Raw genomic sequence first — 22,256 nt, 5'->3', positions numbered from 1 at the left:
CATGAGCAAGCCCTTTCTCTCAAACCCAGGGAGCGCAAGCTCTACGTTGACCCGTCTGGTCCACGCCGGCAAGCAACCGCAGTACGACGGTGGGCGTCCTGTGAACCCGCCGCTGGTGCGGGCCAGCACCGTGCTGTTTGAAAGCGTGGCGCAGCAACAGGAGTTGCGCATCAGGCGCGACGGCGAGCGCTTGTTCACCTATGGGGCCCGCGGCACGCCTACGGTGTTCGCGCTCGAAGACCTGGTCTGCGAGTTGGAAGGCGGCTGGCGCGCGCGCCTGTTGCCTACCGGTCTGGCGGCCATCGCCATGACGCTGCTGTCCTACCTCAAGCCCGGTGATCATGTTCTCATGTCGGACAGCGTCTACGAGCCGGCTCGCAATCTGGCCGACTCCTTTCTCGCGCGGTACAACATCCGCTGCACTTTTTTCGCGGCCGACGGCAGCGACGTCGAAGAGAAGTTCGAGGCTGGTACGCGAATGATCTACGTCGAATGCCCGGGATCGCTGGTCTACGAAATGTGTGACCTGCCTCGCCTGGCCGCGCTGGCGAAGGCACGCGGCGCGTTGCTGGTGGCAGACAACACCTGGGGCTCGGGCTGCCAATACCGGCCGCTGGCCTTGGGCGCGGACGTGTCCATCATGGCTGCCACAAAATACCTGTCGGGCCACTCTGACGTGATGATGGGCACGGTGGCTACCACGCGCCAGGCCTGGCAGCCAGTGGCGGAACGCTGTGATGCGTTTGGAATGACCGTGAGTCCTGACGATGCCTGGCTGGTGCTGCGAGGCGCGCGTAGTCTGGCCGCCCGCCTGGCCATGCATGAGAGCCACGGTCTTCAGGTGGCGCACTGGCTGCGATCGCGTAGCGAAGTGGGCAGGGTGTTCTGCCCGGCCCTTGCCGGCGATCCGGGCCACGCTCTGTGGCAGCGGGATTGCAAGGGAAGCAACGGCCTGGTTTCTTTCGAACTTCAGCCGGACTACCGTCGTGATGCGGCCGAACGACTTATCGACAGTCTCGTGTTGTTCGGCATTGGCGCGTCCTGGGGCGGCTATGAAAGCCTGGTCGCGCTCGCAGACATGAATCGCGCCCGCAGTGTGGCTGACTGGTCTGGCTGCGGACAGGTGATCCGGCTCCATGTCGGGCTGGAAGATCCGGCTGACCTGATTGCCGACCTGGCGCAGGGATTTGCCGCACTGGCCTCCTGAAGCTTCGACAGCAGTGATGCGCATGTCTGGCGTCCGCGCCCTCACGCACCCCTGGATTGCCGGGACCCGAAGCCTGTGGCCCGGCCTAGCCGCGCCGCTGCTGATCATGCTGGGCGCGACGTTCCTCTCCGAGCATTACGGTGGGCCGCAACTGCTCTACGCGTTGCTGCTCGGACTGGCCTTCCACTTCCTGCATGAGGACGAACGCTGCCGCCCCGGCATCGAGTTCTGCGCCAAATCACTGTTGCGCATCGGCGTGGCCCTGCTGGGCGCGCGCATCACGCTGTCGCAGATCGGACAGCTGGGCGCCGGACCGCTGGCACTGGCCGTTTTAAGCATTGCCAGCACGATCGTGCTGGGCGCCTGGCTGGCGAGACGGCTGGGCTTGCGGACAGACTTCGGCCTGCTGTGTGGCGCGGCCGTGTCCATCTGCGGCGCGTCGGCCGCGCTTGCCGTGTCGGCGGTGATGCCAAAGTCGCAAGATGGCGAGCGCCACACCTTGGTGGCCGTGGTGGGCGTCACAGGGCTGTCCACCCTCGCCATGGTTGTTTATCCGCTGCTGGCCCAGCAGCTCGGGTTCAGCGACACCAGCGCTGGCATTTTTCTGGGCGGCACCATCCATGACGTTGCCCAAGTGGTGGGCGCGGGGCTGATGCTGTCGCATCCCACCGGAGACGTCGCATTGATCGTCAAGCTGGTCCGCGTCACGCTGCTGGTGCCAGTCGTGGCCGCACTGGCCTTCTACTGGCGGCGCAGCAGTGGGTACACAGCAGCAGGCGCGGGCCGGCGGGCGCCGCTACTGCCATTGTTTTTAGTGGGCTTCGTCGCCCTGGTGCTGGTCAACAGTACAGGCTTCGTTACGCCAGAGGTCACTGACGTGTTAGGTCAGGTCTCGCGCACCTGTCTGGTGGTCGCCATTTCGGCACTTGGCATCAAAACCTCATTGGGGGAACTGGTGAAGCTGGGCTGGCGTCCCATGGCGCTGATGATCGTCGCCACTTTGTGGCTTGCTGCCGTCGTGTTGGCCTATCTGTGGGCATTTAGGCCATGAGTGCCGAACGCAACCACGGCTCTCCGAATCGGATGAGTGCGCCCCTCCGGCCACCACCATCGGACCCACGGGATCAATCTCGAAACCGTCCAAGTTTCGATTGCGAGCCTCTATCGCATCTCGAATATGACTCGGGCGCAGGAGCCTTCGTAGTGCAGTTCGCTCGGTGACAGTGACGCGGTGCATCTTGGACTTGAACAGGGTGCGAAACATCGGAATAAGACGAGTCAGGTGGGGAAGAGGGCAGCAGGCCCCGCTGGCAACATCAGTTCCGGCCCAATGCGCAACAGCGCCGAATGCTGGTGGCGAACCATCAGGAGAAAAAATCCCGGGCCAGGTACATTGCGCTGCCGGTCTGACTAGGCAGAGCGAGATCGACTTGCAAGCGGGCGAGGCACTGACCTTGCGCGACGGGATACCCGAACCAGGGCCGCAGGTCAACGCCGCCTCCCTGTCCGCAGGGCGCGAGGGTTGGATCGTCTTCGACGCCACGCCGCTCGGCGTGGCTGCCCCCGCGTTGTTCGTGCAGGCCTGCGAACTGATGACGCAACCCGACTCGTGCGCCTGCTGAAGGCAGGCGCGAAGAAAAGCTGGGGCACTTCACCAAGCCCAGGTTGCTGCTCCACAACGAACCGGACGCAGGCGCGAATCACTCGCTTCTCGCCATCCCTTGCAGCAACCGACTCAGATCCCTCTTCCCTCTGGCATTGGCGCCGCGCCACGCCTGCCTCGCCGCAGCAATGAATCGCTCTTCCGCGGGGTCGGGTATGTCGGCGGCCAGATCCTCCCTGTCAAGCCATCCGATCTCGACCTCGCAGTGCCGCTCGATCTGCCTGGCGAGCGTGTCGCCGATGGGGCGTGAACTCTTGATCTGGCTCCACATGCTGGGCGACACCTCGATCTTCTGTGCGAAGGCTTGATCAAGTCCCTTGGCCGGAAGGCCGGCAGCGATGGCCCCTTCAAGAAAGCGCCGATGAAGCATGAGCGCATTGCGGCGACGTGTGACTGTGATATTGGGCACTGTTCAAAAACAACGACAGAAAAAAAGATTGTCCGAGGTGTTGACGCAGCAGTAAAGACTATTTACAGTTCACTTCATTCGCGGTCTTGGCCGCATGAATCTACTTACTACTTCTTCGATCACACCACGCAAGCAGGAACCATCGTGAAAGCCAGACTGAACCTCACCAACATTCGACCCGCATCGGGCCGGGCGTTCGTGCGCGTCTCGTTTTGCGACTCCCTCGGCATGCTGCCGTCGAAGCTCCATCAGCGCCCGAACCCCATGCACGCCACGCAAGCGAACTTGTGGGCTGGAGCATATGAGGATCAGGTGCCACCGGGCGGAGGTAGCGCATAAGCGCGCATCTCCCAAGCGCTCTCAAGCAGAGGCCCGGACACCGAAAGGTTCTGGGCCTTTTTGTTTTTGCAACTTGAGCGGCATGCCGCTCGCAACCTCGCAGCGCCGTGCATCGTCATGGACTGCCCTTGCAGTGATCGCGCTGCATGGCACCGCGGCTCGACCCGGTGGGTGCTCCTTAACAACTTGCTGCGAGGCACGGTCGACCACTGGAACGGACCGAAGCCTCGCATCGTGCGGACATGGCTCAGTCGGTAGAGCGCGACCTCCCCAAGGTCGAAGTCCCGGGTTCGAACCCCGGTGTCCGCTCCATTTCGGGTGTGTCTTCACCACACCACCAGGGATCAGCCGCGTGGACGGTCTGGTGGGATGTGCAGGGACGTGGACCACCCCTGTGCAGCGATGTCGACGGGGCAGCGCGCTCGAAGCGCGGCCCATCGCGTGAGGTCACAACCGAAATGGAAGATTCAAGCCCCGGTGACGGAACTGGCATACGTGTCCGCCTTAGAAGCGGAATTCTGGGAGTTCAAATCTCCCCTGGGGCACCACTTTTCACTTTTCTCTGGGTGTAGTGTCAATCCGGTAGACGGCCTGCCTTGGAAGCAGGAGGCTGCAGGTTCAAATCCTGCCACTCAGACCACTCATTTCTGTTCGTGCGTGTGTAGCTCAACTGGCAGAGCACTGGTCTCCAAAACCAGCGGTTGAGGGTTCGACTCCTTCCGCGCGCGCCAACCTTTCGTCTCGTTCGTCTAGTGGCCAAGGACATCGGGCTTTCATCCCGAAGATCGCGGGTTCGACCCCCGCACGAGACGCCATCTTCAGGCCCTTCAAATCCTTGAGGGTCGGCCAGTCAGCTTTTTTCCGTGTGTGGCGCAGTTGGTAGCGCGCGTGCTTTGGGAGCATGAGGTCGCAGGTTCGAGACCTGCTACACGGACCGTGCCCGAGCGGGACCGGGCCATGCAGATGGCCCTCCCGCGGAAACCGGCCGCAACGATTGGGCGGCGCCGGAACCCGTTACCGGACGCTATTTGTTGGGGAGTGGTGCGAGCGGTCCAAGCCGCCTCGTTCTGAGCCAGGATTTCGCCGGTTCGAATCCGGCCTCCCTTGCCAGTTTGTTCCGCTAACTCAGTGGCCAGAGTGCCTCCCTGTCCAGGAGGAAGCCAGGGGTTCGACTCCCCTGCGGAACGCCATCTCATGCGGCCGCGATAGCTCAGTCGGTAGAGCGCCGGATTGAAGATCCGGGCGTCGAAGGTTCGATCCCTTCTTGCGGCACCACCCTTTTCCTTCCTTTCCCCGCGTTAGCTCAATGGACCAGAGCACCTGCCTACGAAGCAGGGGGTTGCACGTTCGAGTCGTGCACGTGGGACCACCTTTCACGGATCGTGAGCAGCACTGGCGACTGCAGCGGACTGTAAATCCCGCCTCCTCCGGAATACTTCGTTCGACTCGAAGACGATCCACCAGTCGTCCCATGCGGTCCTGGCCGGAACACTTTCTTTGGGCGCGGTAGCAAAGCGGCCGTGCAGCGGATTGCAAATCCGTCCAGCCCGGTTCGACTCCGGGCCGCGCCTCCACCATCGACGCCCCGTTAGCTCAGCGAACAGAGCAGCGAGCTTCTACCTCGTGGGTCGGGAGTTTGAATCTCTCACGGGGCACCAGCACCACGTATCACCATCAACCACAGGAGCCACCATGCGCAGACGTACCACCCCGATCCGCACGATCGTCGTGCGGCCAGCCAAGCCGCGCAACCCGGTGATGCTCGCCGTGGTGCAGCGGCTCGCCACCTTCGCCGGCCGCCGGCACGCGGCGGATCTGCACGCGCGCGAGCGCCTCCAACGCATGGACCTCGATCAACGCGTTCGAGAACTCGGCGAGTGGTAACGGCGATCGACCACGCAACTTCAGTTCGTCCCGGTAGCGCAGTGGGCAGAGCGGCGCTCTGTTCATCGCCTGCCACACGTTCGACCCGTGTGCGGGAGCCAATCCAGCCCTTTAGCTCAGAGGCAGAGCAGTCGGTCGATAACCGACAGGTCGACGTTTCGAAATCGTCAGGGGCTACCAGTCTCGCGGTGCGCGTAGCTCAATGGCAGAGCTGCGGGTTGTGGTCCCGCTGACGACGGTTCGATTCCGTTCGTGCACCCCATATCCGACCCTCTCCATGGCGGAATCGGCAGACGCGCCAGCCTCAAACCCTGGAGCCTTCGGGCACTGTCCGTTCGAATCGGACTGGAGAGACCAACACCGTCGCGTAGCTCAGTCGGCCCGAGCGCTCGCCTCATAAGCGAGAGGACGGCGGTTCGAGTCCGCCCATGACAACCATTTCATGCGGGCATAGCTCAGCGACAGAGCAGCCGGCTTTTAACCGGCAGGTCGAGATTTCGAAACTCTCTGCCCGCACCACTCACCTCAGCGTGCCCGTAGCTCAGCGGACAGAGCGCTGCCCTCCGAAGGCAGAGGTCGGAGATTCGACTTCTCCCGGGCGCACCACCGAAGACTTCCTCGACCTCGAGGCGCTGGCCGCCCAAAGGGGGGCGAATGTCGGAAGGACGAAGGGGTGATCGACGAGATCCCCGGGCATCGAGCACACCCTGAAGCAGGTGCTCTGCGTCAAGGGCTGACCGCCGCACTCCGCGGCGGTCTCGACTCAACGGAACCATCGCCGCGAAAGGAGGCGACATGAATGCACACGTTCTGCAACTCGACATCCAGGGAACACCGCAGGCTTGGATCTCGCTGGAGCAGGCCGCGCTGCACTACGCCAGTGCGTCTGTGGCATGGGAGGACGGCGGGCTGCCGCTGGCAACGCTGCGCGGCGGCTTCAACGTTGCGCGCGGCGTTCAGTCGCGGATCGAGGTGGCGCCGATCATCGCACTGCGCGGCGCGTCGAAGATCAACCTGTTCGACATCGTACCGGGCCTGAGCAAGAGCAAGCTGCTGCGCCGCGACCGGCACACCTGCGCCTATTGCGCCGGTGTCTTCCGGGAGCGGGATCTGCAGTGCGAGCATGTCATGCCGCAATCGCGCGGCGGGCTCTGGTCATGGACCAACCTGGTGGCCGCCTGCGGAGTGTGCAACAACCGCAAGGCTGCGCGCACGCCGGAGGAGGCGGATATGCCGCTGGTCTATCTGCCCTACGTGCCGAGCCGCTTCGAAGACTTTCTGCTCGAGGGCAGGAACATCCGGGCGGATGTGCACGAGTGGCTGGCGAGGCGGCTGCCGAAGGGGTCGCGGCTCCATTGAGTTCGGGCCTTCTTCTCGTCAGGGACGGCCAGATCAGAAGAGCTCCCCGAGGGGCGTTCCACAGCGACAAGGCCAGCATCTTCCGTTCGACGCAAGTCTCTACCGACTTCGGCCGCGGCACCACGCAATACGGCCGCGCGCTGTTCGAGCTGAACATCGACATCTGGTGCGCCAACTCGAGCCAGGCCAAGGGCCGTGCGGAGCGCACCAACCTGACCTTGCAGGATCGCCTGGTGAAGGAGCTGCGCCTGCGCGAGTTCAACACGCGCGAGGCGGCCAACGCCTTTGCGCCGCATTTCATCGCCGACTTCAACACCTTTGCGAAGCCACTCAAGCGGGACTTTGATGCCCATCGAGCGGTGCGCGCTGATGAAAATCTGGATCTGATCTTCACCTGGCGGCTGCAGCGCAAGGTGTCACTGTCGCTCACGCTGCAGCACGAGCGGGCAATCCGAAGTCGCATCCCTCTCGTCCCTTCTCGCCTCGAATTTGCTTCGAGATCGCCCCTCGATTTGGGTAGATCGTTCGTGCTAGACCGTCTTGAGAATGGTCGGCGGATAGTGCCCTTCCTAGACTGCGTCGACTGGGGATGAGGCACGTCCCCAGGTTAGGCCATTTCGCTGTGGCCGGCCACCTCCTTATGCAGAGGGCTCGACGCGGTGCAGAACTAACATGAAAGTTCGCAACTCTTCCGATGGTGTGAACGGTGCGCCGCACAGCCTGTCGCTGCGGCCGCTGGCCGTGGCACTGCTGTACCTGGGTCTCACGCCGACCGTGGCGCAGACGCTGCCAACCGGCTTCAGCGCCATCGCGGGCGGCTTGAGCGTCGCCCAGCCGAACGCTGCCACGATGAACATTCACCAAAGCACTGCCCGAGGCATCGCGCAATGGAGCACCTTTTCCATCGGCGCCGGCGCGACGGTCAACGTCGTGCAGCCGGGGGTGAGCAGCGTCCTGCTCAATCGCGTGGTGGGCAACGAGCTGTCGACCATCGCGGGCAGCCTGCGGGCCAATGGGCAGGTGTTCCTCGTCAATCCGAACGGCGTGCTTTTCAGCAAGGGATCGTCGGTCACCGTCGGCGGCTTGGTGGCGTCGACGCTGGACATCTCGAACGCCAACTTCATGGCGGGCAAACAGCTCGTGTTCGAGCGCATGGACGCCAACCAGGCCACGGTCGTGAATGCGGGCAGCATCACCGCGAGCGAGGGGGGCACCGTGGCGCTGGTCGGCGCGCAGGTTCGCAACGAGGGCTCGATCGATGTCGCGCGCGGCTCGATCGGCCTGCTGTCGGGCCGCAAGGTCACGATGGATTTCGATGGCGACGGGCTGACCACCTTCCGCGTCGCGGCCGATGCGCTCGGCAGCGCGGCCTCGGTCGAGAACGCGGCGACGGGCCAACTCACCGCCGACGGCGGGCGCGTGGTGATGGTGGCCGATGCGGCGTCGATCGGCGCGCGCGTGGTCAATCAGCAGGGCACGGTGCGCGCGCGTTCGCTGTCGCAGCGCAACGGCGAGATCGTGCTGGGGGGCGGATCGGCCAACGACGTGCATGTCACGGGTGTGCTCGACGCCACCGGCCCGTCGGCCGGGCAGCGTGGTGGCGGCATCGACATTGCCGCGCAGCGCGTGCTGCTTGATGGCGCCACGCTCGACGCCAGCGGCGCCGCGGGCGGCGGCGACATCAAGATCCACGCGACCGACATGGGCGCCGTCGTCGGCGCTTCGGTGCTGCGCAGCGATGCGACGCAGGAAGGCGATGGAGGACGCATCGTCGCGTTCGGCGACGTCGGCCTGCGAGCATGGGGCCAGTTCTCGGCGCGCGGCGCGGGCGCTTCGGGCGCGGGTGGATTCATCGAAACCTCGGGTGGAGCGTTGGACCTGGCCAACGTGAGCATCGACGCCGGCGCAGCCTCGGGAATCGCGGGCCGGTGGCTGATCGACCCGTTCGACATCGTGGTCCTCCACACGCCCGATGGCGGGCCGCCGGCATCGGAGCTGGGGTTTCCCTTCTCGGCCCCCGGGCCCCTGCAATCGGCCGTCTACGACTCGACCATCAACACCGCCCTCCAGGGCGCCAGCGTGACCATCGACACCGGCAAGCAGGCCGCCGGCACGGCCACGGACGGCCAGATCAGCTTCTTTGACAACGTCGCCATCAACTACACGGGCACCGAAGCGCGCACGCTCACCTTCAACGCAGCACGCGACATCACCTCATCGCCCGCGGCCCCGCCGCAGATCCAGGCGCTCAACGGGCCGCTCAGCGTCAACCTGAACGCCGGCGTGGGCTCGGGCCTGGGCGGCTCGATCCTGTTCTACGGCAGCATCGACACCAAGGGCGGCAATGTTTCCATCAACGCGCCGGCTGCCACCGCTGCCTTCAACAGCAAGGTGGCCACCACGACCACCGGTGCCAACCTGACGGGCGGAAACATCGCGACCCATGGCGGCAACGTCAGCATCGTCGGCCGGGCCCGGGCGCGGGAGTTTGACCCGGGCGTGGTGGTCGGGGTCGCTGCATTCGTCGTCGACCCCAATCCCCCCGCCGGCACGCGTTTCGGCGTCGAGCTCAATAACTACAGCATCGATGCCGGCAGCGGGAACATCTCGGTGCGCGGACAGGGCTTGGCGGCCGAGGGTGCCTTTCCCACCGGCGAACCGACAACCGGCGGCGTGATCCTGCGCAATGGCGCGCAGCTCGTCACCGCCAGCGGCAACATCGAGGTGTCGGGCTCGACCAATGCCGTCAACGCGCAGAGCGGCCTGATCATCACGGTCGCCGCCGTGGAGGGGCCCGAGTCCGGCATCAGCACCGGGTCCGGCAACGTGACGCTGCGCGCGCTTGCGCCGGCAACGGTCGATGCCATCGACATCGGCGGGTCCGTCAGCAGCAAGAGCGGAATGATCAATTTGCGTGCGGGTTCGGTCACCACGGGCGGCGGCACCTCGGACGCCAACGCGCAAGCGATCACGCTGGGCGGCGCGGGCAACGGCTTCGTCGTCGATGCAATCGAGTTCGATCTTCTGTCTGCTCCGGTGGTGAGTGTCGGCGCTGGCGCCTTCAGCGGCTTCACCGGCAACATCGCTCTGGCCGGGCAGGTCAATTTGCCGGATCGCGTCACGCTCGAGACCCAAGGTGGGTCGATCTTCCTCGGCGCACCTGTCGTAGCGGGCTCGCTCGCGCTGCTCGCGGGCGGCAGCATCACGCAGACGGCGGCCATCACCGCCGACAGCGTCATGGCCAGCAGCGCCAACGGCAGCGTGCGGCTACTGAATGCGAACAACCAGGTCGGCACGCTGGCCGGTTTCGCGAGTAAGGGTGCCTTTGAATTCCTCAACACCGGCGCGCTGACCGTCGGAACGGTCCCGTTCCAGTCTGCCGCGGGGACGCCGGCCTTCGGCATCGGGGTCCAGGCCGTCGACGTCGGCCTGGCGTCCTCGGGCAATCTCACGATTGCGAACAACGTGTTCGCGGCCGAAAGCCTCGGCCTGCTGAGCGCCGGCAGCATTGCGATCGGTGCGGACATCGGCGGCGCCGACGTGCGGCTGGCCGGCGCCAACGGAATCGCGCAGAGTTCCGGCGGCATCGGCGCGACGAGTCTGGTCGCGATCGCACCGGGAGGCGATGTGAGCCTCACTTCGGCCGAGAACAAGGTCGGCACGCTCGCAGGGCGAGCCGCGGGGCGTTTCGACTTCCTCGACGCCGACGGCCTGATCGTCGGCAACATTCCTGTCGTTCCGCCGCCGCCGCAGGACGAACTTCCCGTCTTCGGCACCTTCCCACCTGCTCCCACGCTCGCTTCTGCCCTGCAACAGGTGATCGGCGCGAACGGCGTCACGGCCAACTCAGCGCGCGTGCGGAGCGTGAACGGCGACCTGACCATCGCGTCCGGCATCGCCGCCGGCCAGGGCGCCCTGCTGCAAGCCGGCGGGGCCGGCAGCCTGGTCCTGCACGCCGGCGTGCAGGCCAAGGACATGGCACTGCTGGCCGGGGGCAGCGTGCTGCAGTCGGGGCCGGGCGCGGTCGCGGCGACCCAGCTGTTCGCGAGCGGACAAGGTGGCAACGTGACGCTGCTCAACGCGGGCAACCTCGTGGACACCATCGCGGGAAGCGCCGGCAATGGCTTCGACTACGCGCAGGCCGGCGCGCTGAAGATCGGCAACTTCGCCGGCACCGATGCCTTGCAGCCGGTGACCGGCAGCGGCATCAGCGGCCCAAACGTGCGCGTCGAGACGCAGGGCGCCGACCTCACGGTCGAGGCGCCCGTCATCGCAACCGGCAACGCGATCCTGCAAACGCTGGGCGCCGGCAATCTACAGCTTGCGGGCGCGCTGAGCGCGAACAACCTCGTGCTCGGCGCCGCCGGCAGCATCACGCAGATCGTCGGGGTCAGCGGCGCGCCCAAGCCCGGCACTGCCCAGCTCCAGGCGCCGGGCGACACGTCGCCGCTGACCGCCTCCAGTCTGCTGGCGGTCTCGAGCACGGGCGACGTGTCGCTGGTCAATCCGAACAACCGCGTCGGCACCATCGCGGGCAGCGCACCCGGCCACTTCGACTATGCCGACGCCGATGCGCTGACCGTGGGCACCGTGACGGTCTCCGACCGGCAGCAGACGCTGTCCGCCACCGGCATCACGGCGAACACAGTGCGCGTGCGCACCTTCACCGAGGACCTCACGCTGGCGGCCGGAGTGACGTCCACCGAGGCCGACCTGATCGCCGGCGCGCGGTTCCAGAATCCAGCGGGTGCGGGTGCTCCGGGCAGCGGCACCTGGCGCATCTGGGCCGACACCTGGGTGGGCGAGAACCGTGGCGGGCTGGTCGGCTCAGGTCCCTTTCCCAACTACTACAACTGCAGCTATGGCGGTCCGTGCGGCGTCACCGTCCTGCCCGGCAATCACTTCATCTACGTGCGGCAACCCACGCTCACAGTGGCGATCGGCAGCGCGACTCGTCGCGCGGCCTTCCCCAATCCGACGGTCGGCTTCAGGATCGTCGACGGACTGATCCTCGGCGATACGGGCATCGGCATCACCGGCGCGGTCGACCCGCTCCCGAACACCTCGAGTCTGTCCGGCACGTACAACGTCGGCGGCCGCTTCGCCTCTGTCGAGGGCTACGCCATTGACGTGGTGCCGGGCCGCTTCGTCGTGGAAGACTTCCCGCTGTTCAAGCTGCCTGACGTGGTGCGCGACACGCCCACCACCTGGCTCTATGACCGGAATATCGGCCGGGCGCCGATCTGCCTGGCGACCGGCCCGCTGGAAGGCGACCGCGCACAGCAGGGCGCCGACGTGCTCGCGCGCGAGTGGTCACGCGTGCGCTCGCGGCCGAATTTGACGAGCTGCGTCGATATGGAGAAGCGCAACGGCTGCGCGGATTTCTGACGCCACAGCCATGGCTGACCTCCAGTTCCTCATCAAGAGCGATTCGCCGGCCAGCGCCGATTTGATGTTCTGGCGCGTCATCGGGCATGAGGCGCTGGCCCGGCCTTCGATGTACGAACTCACGGTTCTCTCCAAGAACAGGGCGATCGCCGCGGGGGACATCCTAGGCCGGGCGTTCGACGTCACCATGGAGTTCGAGGATGCGGACGGCGGCAAGCACGAACGGCATTGCCACGGGCATGCGGTGCGCTTCACGCGCGCGACGCAGGTCGGTCGCTTCTTCGAGTACCGCATCGTTCTGCGGTCGTGGTTCTGGCTGCTGACCAAGCGCAGCAACTCCCGCATCCTGCAGGAAATGCCTGTGCTCGAGGTCCTTGATGCGGTGTTCGAGGACAGTCCGATCAAGCGCTTCAAGAAGACCAAATCGGACAACGTGATCGGGACGCATGCGCCACACCGCTACTGCGTGCAGTACCAGGAGAGCGACTACTGCTTCCTCTCGCGCCTGATGGAGGAGGAGGGCATCTACTACTGGTTCGACGCCCACGAGAGCCCCGGCACCATGCACCTGTCGGACACGAGCGACATGGCACATGAGAAGCTGCCGGTGACCGACACTTTGACCTTCGCTGCCGAGTCCGGGGGCGAGGCGCGCTTCAACGAGATCGCGCGCTGGGTCAGCATGCATCAGTTCGATACCGGCAAGTTCGCCTCGCGCGACAGCGATTTCAAGGCCATCACCAAGCAACTCAGCGCCGACAAGGGCGATCCCGACACGCATGAGCTCGCAGACCTCGAGACCTTCGAATTTCCGGGCGGCTACTACGACGGCGACGACACCGACAACATCGCGCAGGTGCGGCTGGACGAACTGGTCGGCCGTCGCCATCGTCACTGGGCCCTGACCGGCTGGCCTGACGTCGCGGCCGGACGAAGCTTCAAATTCGAAGGCGACCCCGACGGAACGCGCGACGGCGACTACATCATCGCGGCTTGCACATTCGTGGTCAGCCACCCCGGCTATGAGAGCCTGGACATGGTCGAGCCCGAGCGCTCGGTGGGCAGCGTGCTGCAGGAAGCATTGAATGATGATCCCGTCAATGCCGATTCGCGCACGGTGCTGGAGGATCTGATCGCCGGCACCCCGACGCTGCGCCTTGGACCGCGTGGGACAAGCGCGTTTCTGCTGACCGTCATGCCGTCGGACATGCCGTGGCGACCGCCACGGTTGACGGCGCGCAGGACCATGCCCGGTCCCCAGACGGCGATCGTGGTCGGAAAGCAGGGCGAGGAAATCTGGACTGAGAAGCACGGCCGCGTGAAGGTCCAGTTTCACTGGGACCGGTATGGCAAGCACGACGAGAACAGCTCCTGCTGGATCCGGGTGTCCCAGCCGTGGGCAGGTAAAGGCTGGGGCTCGGTCAGCATCCCGCGCATCGGGCAAGAGGTCATTGTCGATTTTCTGGAAGGCGATCCGGACCGGCCGATCATTGTCGGAAAGGTCTACAACGGCGACAACATGCCGCCCTATTCATTGCCGGGCGACTGTGTCGTGAGTGGGTTGAAGACCAACACGCACAAGGGCAAGGGTTACAACGAGATGTCGATGAACGACACGGCAGGCAAGGAGAAGATCACCATTCATGGTCAGTACGACATGAATACGACGGTTCAGCATGACCAGACGACCACGGTCAAGAACAATCGCACGGACCATGTAATTGTCGACGATGCCTTGAACGTCGATGCGAACCGCACCATGCACGTCAAGGGCAAGCTGTCCGAGACGATCGACACCGGGCAAGAGATCACGGTCAGCGCAGGCTACAAGGAAACGATCACGGGCGGCGCCACAAGCACGATCAGCGGCGGCCTGACCAGCACGGTGAACGGCAAGTCGGACACCACGATCACGGCCGGCAAGAAGCTGACCGTGACGGCTGGCTTCGACGAAACAGTAACTGGCGAACGCAAGATGACCGTTACCGGGCCCATCAAGCAAAGCGCCAGCGCCACGCTCGACATTCACGCGAGCGCGGCAGGTACCTACACCTCCGAAGCATCGCTCAAGTTCGCGGTGGCGGGATCCGTCATCGAAATCACGCCAAGCGCCATCACCATCAGCTCGGCCGGCTCGACCATCAAGGTAGATGCCGCAGGAGTCGCGATCAGCGGGCCGAAGATCTCGCTCAACGGCTAGTGCAGTCATGGCACTCAATCCCGTTGAGCGTCGTCTTGTCGACCTTCGCCAGCACTGGGAGGCGTTCCGCGCCGACCAGTCGAAGCGCCTCCTGGTCTGGGAGGTGCCAGACAGCGCCACGCGCATGCTCCAGTGCTTCTTCGAGGCGCAGAAGCACGAATCGGAATATGCAACGGGGGATCTCTTCGTTGTGTTCGATGCACCTTTCGCCAATTCGATCCAGTATGCCCGGGCGTTGAAGCAAGCGCTCGCGGGCCAGTACGAGGCCAGCCGCGAAGCGCTCGACGCGCAGGGCATCACCGCCGACTGGCAGTTCGATCCGCAGGACTACCCCGATTCCGCGAGCGGTTTCCTGGGTGGCCTCCGTTCATTCGGCTCGGGACACCATGCGCACATCGGCCATCTAGTCGCCGTGTTGATGCCCGAGAGCGTTGCCGACGATCGTGCCTGGGCATCGTGGCTGTCGCGCGCGCTCGATGCCGGTCCACCGGAACGCTTGAGGCTGGCCGTGATCGATTCCATTGAGGCGCCGCGTCTCGCAGGATTGAGCGCCAAGGCGCGCGAACTCACGTATGTCGATGCGCCGAAGATCGACGCATTGGCCACGGCACAGGAAACCTTTGCGCAAGAAGCGGTGCCAGGCCCGGTTGGCGTATTTCGCAACTACCTGATCGGCCTGGTCACGCTGGTCGAAAAAGGATCGGCCGACCAGGTCAAGGCGAAGGCAGCGGATGCCGTCGTGTTCGCCCGCAAGCAGAAGTGGGCCGACCAGGAGGTGGCGGTCTCGATGCTGTTCGCGGGCGCGCTGCTCAAGGAAAAACGATTCGATGAATCAGCCGAGGTGTATCGGCATGCCCGCCAACTAGCGCTGCAAGCGGCGGCTGTCGGCCACCCGGTCGGCCGGCAACTTGTGCTGCAGACCTGGTTCGGCGAGGCCGGCGTCCACTTGGCCGCGGGCGCCGTGCCCGAGGCCGCGAAATGCTATGACCAGGCGGCCGCCATCGCCCAGCAGATCCCCAACCTCGTTCTCGCGATCGAAGCGCTTCGCATGGGTGCATTTTGTCACGCGCGCGTGCGCGAAAGCGAGCTTGCGACGGAGCGTGGATTCCAGGCGCTGAGCGTCGGCGAGCGACTCAAGCCGGATGCGCGCGCGATCACCACGTTGCCGCTTGCCGCGATGGATTTGCTTCGTGTCATCGACCCCGAGCGCGTCGGCCTGATGGAAGGCATCAAGCAGCGGCTCGATGCGCGTGTCGAGGCGTCGGGCGCAGCCGCCGAAGCCCGGGCGGCGGACCTCGAGAACAGCGGCGACGCCGAACAGTTTCGTGCGGTGGAGAAGGACCTGGCACGCGAAATTGAGCATGGCGCGCGAGAGGCCGCGCAAGAACTCGACGCGGTGGCGGCAGGTGGCAATGAGCAGTTCGTCGACATCTTTTCTTACGCGCGCGAGCTGATTGGACCTCAGTGGCCGCTGGGGACCGCCTTGGCCTTGCCGGCCGCTCCGCGGGCAGGCGCGTCGGCGTGCATCGACGGAGTCGCTGCATCATGATGCCCGCAGCCAAACACGGCGATCCGCAGCTTGGCGTGGACATCCATCTGTGCGTCGTGCCGCCCTCGCCGTCACCCGTGCCGTTGCCGACGCCGCACATGTCGATCGTGTTCGACCCGTTCGACTACGTGCCGTATCTTGGCGCTACGGTCACCGTCTGCGGGATGAAGCGGGCGACCGCAGGCACCAATGCGATGGTGGTGCATATCCCGCCCGGCTTCCCATTCGCGCCCAAGCTGCCCGACAAGGATGACGAACTTTTTATGGGCAGCGCGACCGTGGTCGCGGATGGCGATCCGTTCTCGTTCATCGGGGTGCCGGTGCTGGGCTGCCAGGTGGCAGGCATGATCAGCCCGCCGCGGCTCAAGAAGAAGGGGAAGAAGCTGATGCTTCTTCCGACGACCTTCAATCTCGCGATCCCGACCACCGTTTTCGTCGGTGGTCCGCCGACGATCTCGCTGATGGGCATGGCGTCAAAGCTCGGCTTTGCGGCCTTCGGCAAGTTCCTGAAGTCCAAGTTCTTCAAGCGCATCCGGCAGAAGCTTTTCGGGCACATGAAGCCCGGCTTCCTCAAGTGCCTGATCTTGCGCGCCGAGCCCGTGAACCTCCTGACGGGAGAGGTCTCGATTGAGCAAGAGGACTTCACCCTTCCCGGGCGTATTCCGATCCAGTGGACGCGCAGCTACGCATCGGGCAATCGCCGCAGGGGCCTTTGCGGGCACGGCTGGGAGAGCCCCGCCGACGGCCGCATCGAGATCGATGCAGACGGCGTGTCGATGCACTATCCGGGCGTGGGCCCGCTCCACTTTGCGCAATTGCCCATCGCGCAAGGCGAGGCTGGGGCCGAGCTCGAGCTAATGGACGGCGCACTGCTGACCGACCACGGCACCGAATTCCGGGTGCGGACCAAGGAAGACCGCATCTACCATTTTCCCAAGGAGCTGGTCTCTGCCAACGCCGAGGGGAGGCCGGAGCTCGCGCTCGGGCGCATCTCCGATCTCTGCGGCAACTGGCTCGAGTTCGAGCGTCGACAGGGCTGCCTCATTGGCATCAATGAATCGGCGGGCCGGCGCATCGACATCGTCCTGGAAAACAACCTCATCCGTGAGGTTGCGCTGTACCTGCCAGAGACAGAAAGGCGTCACACATTCATCCGCTTGGAGCATGACGTCGAAGGTGATCTGGTGGTGGTCCGCGATGCGCTGGACAGCGCATACACCTTCGCTTACGACGCGCATCACATGGTGCGCCATACGGATCGCAACGGCCTGTCGTTCTACTACGATTTCGACCGGCCTGTCGAAGTCGACTGGCGCGTGGCGCACGCGTGGGGTGACGGCGGCTTGTACGACTACCGATTCGAATACCTGGATGCGCTGAACGAGCGCCGCATCACCGATTCGCTGGGCCATGTTTCTATCGTCAAGCTGGACGAGAGTGGATTGCCGATCTCCGAGATCGATCCGCTCGGCGGCATGACGGTCTATGAATACGACGACGTCGGACGCACCACCGCGGTGGTGGACCCGGCCGGACGCCGCACCGAGTATGCCTACGACGAACGCGGCAACTTGCTGAAGCTGGTGCGCCCCGATGGCGCGGTCATCGCTACCGTGTTCGACGAGGCCGACAAGCCCGTGACGGTGACCGACCCCAACGGCGCCGCGTGGCAGCAGCGCTTCGACGCCCGAGGTCTGCTGCTGCAACAGGTATCGCCACTCGGATATGTCAGCCGTTATGAATACGGCCACCACGGCCAGTTGCTGGCCTTCGTCAATCCGCGCGGCGCACGCACCGAACTGCGCTACGACGCGGAGGGGCAACTGGCGCAGATCAACGATGCCCTGGGCCATGCCACGCTGTTCGCTCACGACGTGCTGGGCAACCTCGTGGCCAAGGGCGACGCGCTCGACCGTCGCACCCAGTTTCGCTACGACGCCAAAGGCCGGCTGATCGCGGTGAAGCTGCCATCGGGATCGGTGGTGCAGTGCGGCTACGACGCAGAAGACAACCTCACCGAATACATCGACGAGAACCGCGCCATCACGCGGCTGGAGTACTTCGGCCAAGGCGAGATCGCCCGCCGTATCCAGCCCGACGGCCATCAGGTGGAGTACCTTTACGACACCGAAGAGCGGCTGATCGGCGTGCGCAACCAGCGTGGTGACGTCTACCAACTCAAGCGCGACGAACTCGGACGCATCGTCGAAGAGATCGACTACTGGGGCCAAGCGCGGGGCTACAGCTACGACGGCAGCGGCTATCTGGTGGCTAGCCAGGATCCCCTGCGCCGGCGCATCGCCTATGACTGCGACCCGCTCGGGCGCGTCGTGAAGAAAACGTTTGCCCACTCCTTTGGTGGCGAGAAGCCGTGGGAGGAAAGCTTCGCCTACGACGCCAACGACAACCTGGTGGCAACAGCCAATGCGCATGTGGCGGTGACGCGAGAGTTCGACGCCGAAGGCCGGCTGCTGAAGGAGGTGCAGGCGCACACGGAGGGACAGTGCTTCACGATCGAAAACGCGTACGACGAAACCGGCAACCGCACTCGGCGCAGGACCGACCGCAGCACAGGGCCCGGCCATGTGACCGAATACGACTACGACCTGCTCGACCAGGCGATCGGTGTGCGCATCGACGGCGGCCCGCCGATGCGCATGCAGCGCGACGCGGTGGGGCAGATCCTCACCGAGGAACTGGCGCCAGGGTTGACGCGTCGCTACGGGTACAACGCCAACGGCCTGGTGACCGAGCACGCAGTAGCGAAGGACGGCAAGGCGCTGTTCAACACCCGCTACGAGTACGACGCCGCCGGTAACCTCATACGGCGCGACGATAGCCAGTTCGGCGTGGACCGATATGTGTACGACCCGATGGGCCGGATCCTGGAACATACCGACCCGCACCAGCAGCTGAATCGCTTCTTCAACGACCCGGTGGGTGACCGGTTGGTGACTCAGGTCATTGGATCGGCGGAGCAGCCGACGCAGGCCTCTGGGGTGGGCGATACCTGGCGGCGCGAGGGGGAATACCTGGGAGTGCGATATCGGTTCGACCGAGCGGGAAACCTGACGCGGAAGGCCGACGCGGACAGTCGCCTGGACCTGGCCTGGGATACAAACCAGCGGCTGATTGCGAGCCGCCGCACGACCCGGGAGGGGGCGAAGGTCACGACGTATGGGTACGACCCGCTGGGCCGAAGGTTGTTCAAGGAGACCGAAGGCGACAGGACGTGGTTTGGGTGGGATGGGGCAGCCATGGTCTGCGACGTCATTGGTGATCGGGGTCGGGAATGGGTCTACAGGGCGGGTACCTTCGAGCCGATGGCCTTGATCTCCCATGGCCTGTCGGTGACCTGGTTGGCATGCGAGCCGAATGGGCGACCGAGCCGAGGCATGGATGCCGGCGGCCGGCTGGTGTGGCGTGGCAACGGGGCAAGCAGCGAATCGCCGGTGACCGAACCAGTTAGGTCGGTCGATGTGCCGCTAAGGTACCAGGGGCAGTACGCCGACCGCGAAACTGGGCTTTATTACAACCTCTATCGCTATTTCGACCCCGGGATCAACCAGTTTTTGTCTGTCGACCCCTTGGGGCAGTCCGCCGGCCCCAACGTCTATGGTTATGCACCGAATCCCTTCGGCTGGATTGACCCGTGGGGGCTGAAGAAATGCAACATAAATCCCGCGACCAAGAAGGCGTTGCAAGCGGCAAAGCCGTCGTCGATGGTCAACCCTCACATGCATCACATCGTGATGGAGGGCGCGTTCTCGCATTGGAAGAAGGAGAACCGGGAGCTTGTAGAAAAGGCCCGCGACATCCTTAGCCATCATGGCATCGATCTGCAGGGCGGCGCGAATGTCAAATGGGCCCAGAATTCAGGTCATTCGATCGATTATGCGAAGAAGGTATTGAAGGAACTAGAAAGCGCCAGTCCTCTTGGAAAGCAAGCGGTCGTCGACAAATTGGACGAAATCGGTACCCTGCTCGGCAAGGGACTTTTCTAGGTACAGAGATGAATGCAACAGAAGTATCGAACGAGGTGCGCAAGGCGCTCTATGAGGCAGTGTCCGCTGGTGACTTAAGGACCATCCACGAGATGCATCGCAGTTGTCCAAGGGCGCTTGAGCAAGGGTGGACAGGCGGCGACTCGCCGGGATACCTGCACCTTGCGGCCAGAAAAGGGCAACTGGCCGTTTGCGAGCTGTTGATTGAGTTGGGGCTCGACGTCAATCGGCCAGCCGCAAGCAGTGGTGGCTCGACGCCTTTGGAGGAGGCTGCGACGGCCGGGCACTTGTCTACGGTGAGGTTCTTGATCGAAGCCGGTGCGTGGGTCGACGGACCGGCGGAATCGGCGTCAACGCCGCTGATGGGTGCTGCAATGGAGGGATACGTCGAGATCGCGCAGCTCCTGGTCGATGCCGGTGCGGACATCCACCGCGAACACCTTCGGCTCCCCCAGACCGCGCTCGACTTCGCGAGCCTCTATGCAATGAAGGGCGGCGGGCAGGCCGCAGTCGCCGAGTATCTTCGGGGAATGGGCGCCCAGCGCCCATATCTCGAAAGGCATGACTGGTCCGATGTTCCGCAGCAACCCTACATCGAACACATCGAACGCAGCATGCAGGGATTTGCGAATCCTCGTGCGCTTGCGCTGATTGACAAACCGGACGGAACATCGGTGATTTTGCGGGCCATCCGAATACCCGCAAAGTACGAATTCCAACTGATCTTCTCTGCTGGCTTGCAGCCGGGAAAGACGGAGGTAGGCTTGATATTGCCCTCCTCGTGGCCTCTCAATCGGGCGAGCTTGCAGCTGCCTCTAGTTGCCGATCCGATTGCACGCCTGAGCGCGGTGGTGCGAGCAGGCCTCGACGGGCAACCGCTGCACCATGGCGCATTGTTGACAGGCGAGCAACTTCCACTCCACGACACCGGCTCACGTCTCGGGCCATGGGTGTTAAGCCTTCACTCGGCATTGGAAGCCGAGCGTGAAGGCGACACTGCCATCGCCCAGACCCTTCTTCTGGTGCCATGTCCCGCAAAGAAGCCACCGAGGACCTCTGCGGAAGCAATGGCGTTGACGGATCGGCTCATGCGCAAACCATGGAAGAGTTTGTTGTTCGCTGACGCACCAAGTTGAAGCCGGCGGCAGTGCCAAGGTCTTCACCGGCGGCCTATGGCGAAGCCCTGATCGAACGCCTGTCTGCGGGCCTCTCGGCCCGGTTTTGGCCGAGGATTCAGTCGACAGAACCTGTGGCAGATGCGGCTCTTTTATACGGCCTGGCCTACAGCCCGCATTCACCAACCGCTGTCTGGTCAATCGCGCGCACGCCGAATTCCCCAGAGTCTGGAGAATCAGCCCTGCCCGAGAAACTCCAGACGGTGTCTGGAGCATTTCCCGATCCACCGCCTCCGGGTCGAGCGGCGGCCAACGCTCCACCAGCCCAAGCACCCCTTCTCCGAGGCACACGGCCATCACCGCTACCAGCGCCACCAACCAGATGGCGCATTCGAGGAAAGGCGCGGGGTCGCAAGCTCGCGCGCCCAGCAGCACCGCGCAGAGCAGGGTGCTTGCGATGCCCCAGGCGGGCAGCGAGGCGGTGCCGTCCTCCGGGCGAACGATGACGAGCACGCCGGGCGGGACCGCGAGGGCGGCGGCCAGCCCGAGGGCGCAGCGCAGCGCCACGAGAGGCCGCAGCAGCGCGCGCCAGTCACCTTGCAGGCGATGCAACGCGGCCGAGACGGCGAAAAGGGCCGCGACGGCGAAGATGCGCGCAAGGCGGCGAGCACCTGGCCAGGCGGCAGCCGGTCGGTCGTGAGCTTCACGCAGCCGTCGTTGAGCACACAGCAGGCCATGGCGAGGGTCATGAGCGCCGCCCCGCGCCGGCTGTTGGCCTCGATGGACATCTCAGGACGCACCGTCCAGGCCGACCGCCGCTTTGGCGAACGTCGGCCTAACCGTCTCTGATGCAATCCGGATCCTCCTGACGCGCGTCACAAAGGAGGATGGACTGCCGGCTGGACTGGCGGTGGATGACTCTGCCTATGACGCGTGGTTTCGCGCGAAGGTCCGGGAGGCGTTGGAAGACTCCCGTCCAACGGTCCCTCACAACCAAATCATGGCTGAAGCACGGGACCTGATTGCCAAGAATCGACGTGCTAGGGAGATGCTGATTAATGAACGACGCCGTCGCATCTGAGGACATCACGACGCGATGCGGTCGCAATTCCGATCGACTTCGCGCCGTGAGGTCTGCC

At 64.6% G+C, this 22,256-nt stretch carries 13 protein-coding genes, 17 tRNA genes and 1 pseudogene; 30 read left to right on the top strand and 1 reads right to left on the bottom strand.

Annotated features, from left to right (window positions below):
* The first annotated feature begins 1 nt into the window (after position 1).
* The 3 genes from metC (at position 2) to BLS74_RS34580 (ending at position 2,829) form a co-directional block, all read left to right on the top strand.
* Positions 2–1,207, top strand: a complete 1,206-nt coding sequence (gene metC, locus BLS74_RS27390; RefSeq protein ID WP_093110298.1) for a cystathionine beta-lyase — start codon at positions 2–4, stop codon at positions 1,205–1,207.
* Positions 1,208–1,229: 22 nt separating this feature from the next.
* Complete coding sequence (locus BLS74_RS27385) at positions 1,230–2,258, top strand: YeiH family protein (RefSeq protein WP_093110379.1); 1,029 nt, start codon at positions 1,230–1,232, stop codon at positions 2,256–2,258.
* A gap of 403 nt (positions 2,259–2,661) precedes the next feature.
* Positions 2,662–2,829 carry a hypothetical protein gene (locus BLS74_RS34580; RefSeq protein ID WP_170855731.1) on the top strand — a complete coding sequence of 56 codons (168 nt, stop codon included), beginning with the start codon at positions 2,662–2,664 and terminating at the stop codon, positions 2,827–2,829.
* Positions 2,830–2,907: 78 nt separating this feature from the next.
* Here the strand turns inward: BLS74_RS34580 and BLS74_RS27375 are convergent, their stop codons facing one another.
* On the bottom strand, positions 2,908–3,240 hold the full coding sequence (locus tag BLS74_RS27375; RefSeq protein ID WP_244504024.1) for a hypothetical protein: 333 nt from the start codon (positions 3,238–3,240) through the stop codon (positions 2,908–2,910).
* 614 nt (positions 3,241–3,854) lie between these two features.
* Between BLS74_RS27375 and BLS74_RS27370 the strand changes: the two genes are divergently transcribed.
* From BLS74_RS27370 to BLS74_RS27235, 27 genes and pseudogenes are all read left to right on the top strand, one after another.
* Positions 3,855–3,930: transfer RNA gene (locus BLS74_RS27370), tRNA-Gly, on the top strand.
* 159 nt (positions 3,931–4,089) lie between these two features.
* A tRNA-Leu gene (locus tag BLS74_RS27365) sits at positions 4,090–4,166 on the top strand.
* 14 nt (positions 4,167–4,180) lie between these two features.
* Positions 4,181–4,258 (top strand) — tRNA-Pro (locus tag BLS74_RS27360).
* Between the two features lie 15 nt (positions 4,259–4,273).
* Positions 4,274–4,349 (top strand) — tRNA-Trp (locus BLS74_RS27355).
* A gap of 7 nt (positions 4,350–4,356) precedes the next feature.
* Positions 4,357–4,433 (top strand) — tRNA-Glu (locus tag BLS74_RS27350).
* A gap of 46 nt (positions 4,434–4,479) precedes the next feature.
* Positions 4,480–4,552: transfer RNA gene (locus tag BLS74_RS27345), tRNA-Pro, on the top strand.
* A gap of 180 nt (positions 4,553–4,732) precedes the next feature.
* Positions 4,733–4,808 (top strand) — tRNA-Asp (locus tag BLS74_RS27335).
* 9 nt (positions 4,809–4,817) lie between these two features.
* A tRNA-Phe gene (locus BLS74_RS27330) sits at positions 4,818–4,893 on the top strand.
* 17 nt (positions 4,894–4,910) lie between these two features.
* Positions 4,911–4,987: transfer RNA gene (locus BLS74_RS27325), tRNA-Arg, on the top strand.
* A gap of 131 nt (positions 4,988–5,118) precedes the next feature.
* Positions 5,119–5,192, top strand: a tRNA-Cys gene (locus tag BLS74_RS27320).
* Between the two features lie 8 nt (positions 5,193–5,200).
* Positions 5,201–5,276 (top strand) — tRNA-Arg (locus BLS74_RS27315).
* A 34-nt stretch (positions 5,277–5,310) separates the two neighbouring features.
* On the top strand, positions 5,311–5,502 hold the full coding sequence (locus BLS74_RS27310) for a hypothetical protein (protein WP_093110295.1): 192 nt from the start codon (positions 5,311–5,313) through the stop codon (positions 5,500–5,502).
* 105 nt (positions 5,503–5,607) lie between these two features.
* Positions 5,608–5,682, top strand: a tRNA-Ile gene (locus BLS74_RS27305).
* A gap of 8 nt (positions 5,683–5,690) precedes the next feature.
* A tRNA-His gene (locus BLS74_RS27300) sits at positions 5,691–5,764 on the top strand.
* 9 nt (positions 5,765–5,773) lie between these two features.
* Positions 5,774–5,859: transfer RNA gene (locus BLS74_RS27295), tRNA-Leu, on the top strand.
* 4 nt (positions 5,860–5,863) lie between these two features.
* Positions 5,864–5,940: transfer RNA gene (locus BLS74_RS27290), tRNA-Met, on the top strand.
* A 6-nt stretch (positions 5,941–5,946) separates the two neighbouring features.
* Positions 5,947–6,021, top strand: a tRNA-Lys gene (locus BLS74_RS27285).
* A gap of 11 nt (positions 6,022–6,032) precedes the next feature.
* Positions 6,033–6,108, top strand: a tRNA-Arg gene (locus tag BLS74_RS27280).
* Between the two features lie 189 nt (positions 6,109–6,297).
* Positions 6,298–6,861 (top strand): HNH endonuclease, encoded by a 564-nt coding sequence (locus BLS74_RS27275; protein ID WP_093110294.1) that lies wholly within the window; start codon positions 6,298–6,300, stop codon positions 6,859–6,861.
* 41 nt (positions 6,862–6,902) lie between these two features.
* A pseudogene (locus BLS74_RS27270) lies at positions 6,903–7,175 on the top strand (ISNCY family transposase); the annotation flags it as partial.
* A 358-nt stretch (positions 7,176–7,533) separates the two neighbouring features.
* Positions 7,534–12,249, top strand: a complete 4,716-nt coding sequence (locus BLS74_RS27265) for a beta strand repeat-containing protein (protein ID WP_093110293.1) — start codon at positions 7,534–7,536, stop codon at positions 12,247–12,249.
* Positions 12,250–12,259: 10 nt separating this feature from the next.
* A complete protein-coding gene (tssI, locus tag BLS74_RS27260; RefSeq protein WP_093110292.1) occupies positions 12,260–14,449 on the top strand; it encodes a type VI secretion system Vgr family protein in 2,190 nt (729 codons plus the stop codon).
* Between the two features lie 7 nt (positions 14,450–14,456).
* Positions 14,457–15,998, top strand: coding sequence for a hypothetical protein (locus tag BLS74_RS27255; protein ID WP_093110291.1), 1,542 nt, complete (start codon positions 14,457–14,459; stop codon positions 15,996–15,998).
* Positions 15,995–20,002: an RHS repeat-associated core domain-containing protein gene (locus tag BLS74_RS27250; protein WP_093110290.1), complete on the top strand. Its 4,008-nt coding sequence runs from the start codon at positions 15,995–15,997 to the stop codon at positions 20,000–20,002. The genes BLS74_RS27255 and BLS74_RS27250 overlap by 4 nt, the downstream gene beginning before the upstream one ends.
* Before the next feature lie 8 nt (positions 20,003–20,010).
* Positions 20,011–21,138 (top strand): ankyrin repeat domain-containing protein, encoded by a 1,128-nt coding sequence (locus BLS74_RS27245; RefSeq protein WP_170855730.1) that lies wholly within the window; start codon positions 20,011–20,013, stop codon positions 21,136–21,138.
* A 576-nt stretch (positions 21,139–21,714) separates the two neighbouring features.
* Positions 21,715–21,966 carry a hypothetical protein gene (locus BLS74_RS34575; RefSeq protein WP_170855729.1) on the top strand — a complete coding sequence of 84 codons (252 nt, stop codon included), beginning with the start codon at positions 21,715–21,717 and terminating at the stop codon, positions 21,964–21,966.
* A complete protein-coding gene (locus BLS74_RS27235; protein WP_093110287.1) occupies positions 21,938–22,198 on the top strand; it encodes a type II toxin-antitoxin system RelB family antitoxin in 261 nt (86 codons plus the stop codon). Before BLS74_RS34575 ends, BLS74_RS27235 begins: the two co-directional genes overlap by 29 nt.
* Positions 22,199–22,256: the final 58 nt, after the last annotated feature.

It is taken from the genome of Variovorax sp. CF079 (assembly GCF_900101545.1).
Taxonomy (GTDB): Bacteria; Pseudomonadota; Gammaproteobacteria; order Burkholderiales; family Burkholderiaceae_C; genus Variovorax.
The sequence above is the reverse complement of the archived record's forward strand: the minus strand, read 5'-3'. Positions and strand labels throughout refer to the sequence as shown.

Coding starts and splice junctions, on each gene's coding strand:
- metC (WP_093110298.1), top strand. CDS start 2: ATGAGCAAGCCCTTTCTCTCAAACCCAGGGAGCGCAAGCTCTACGTTG.
- BLS74_RS27385 (WP_093110379.1), top strand. CDS start 1,230: ATGTCTGGCGTCCGCGCCCTCACGCACCCCTGGATTGCCGGGACCCGA.
- BLS74_RS27375 (WP_244504024.1), bottom strand. CDS start 3,240: ATGCTTCATCGGCGCTTTCTTGAAGGGGCCATCGCTGCCGGCCTTCCG.
- BLS74_RS27310 (WP_093110295.1), top strand. CDS start 5,311: ATGCGCAGACGTACCACCCCGATCCGCACGATCGTCGTGCGGCCAGCC.
- BLS74_RS27275 (WP_093110294.1), top strand. CDS start 6,298: ATGAATGCACACGTTCTGCAACTCGACATCCAGGGAACACCGCAGGCT.
- BLS74_RS27265 (WP_093110293.1), top strand. CDS start 7,534: ATGAAAGTTCGCAACTCTTCCGATGGTGTGAACGGTGCGCCGCACAGC.
- tssI (WP_093110292.1), top strand. CDS start 12,260: ATGGCTGACCTCCAGTTCCTCATCAAGAGCGATTCGCCGGCCAGCGCC.
- BLS74_RS27255 (WP_093110291.1), top strand. CDS start 14,457: ATGGCACTCAATCCCGTTGAGCGTCGTCTTGTCGACCTTCGCCAGCAC.
- BLS74_RS27250 (WP_093110290.1), top strand. CDS start 15,995: ATGATGCCCGCAGCCAAACACGGCGATCCGCAGCTTGGCGTGGACATC.
- BLS74_RS27245 (WP_170855730.1), top strand. CDS start 20,011: ATGAATGCAACAGAAGTATCGAACGAGGTGCGCAAGGCGCTCTATGAG.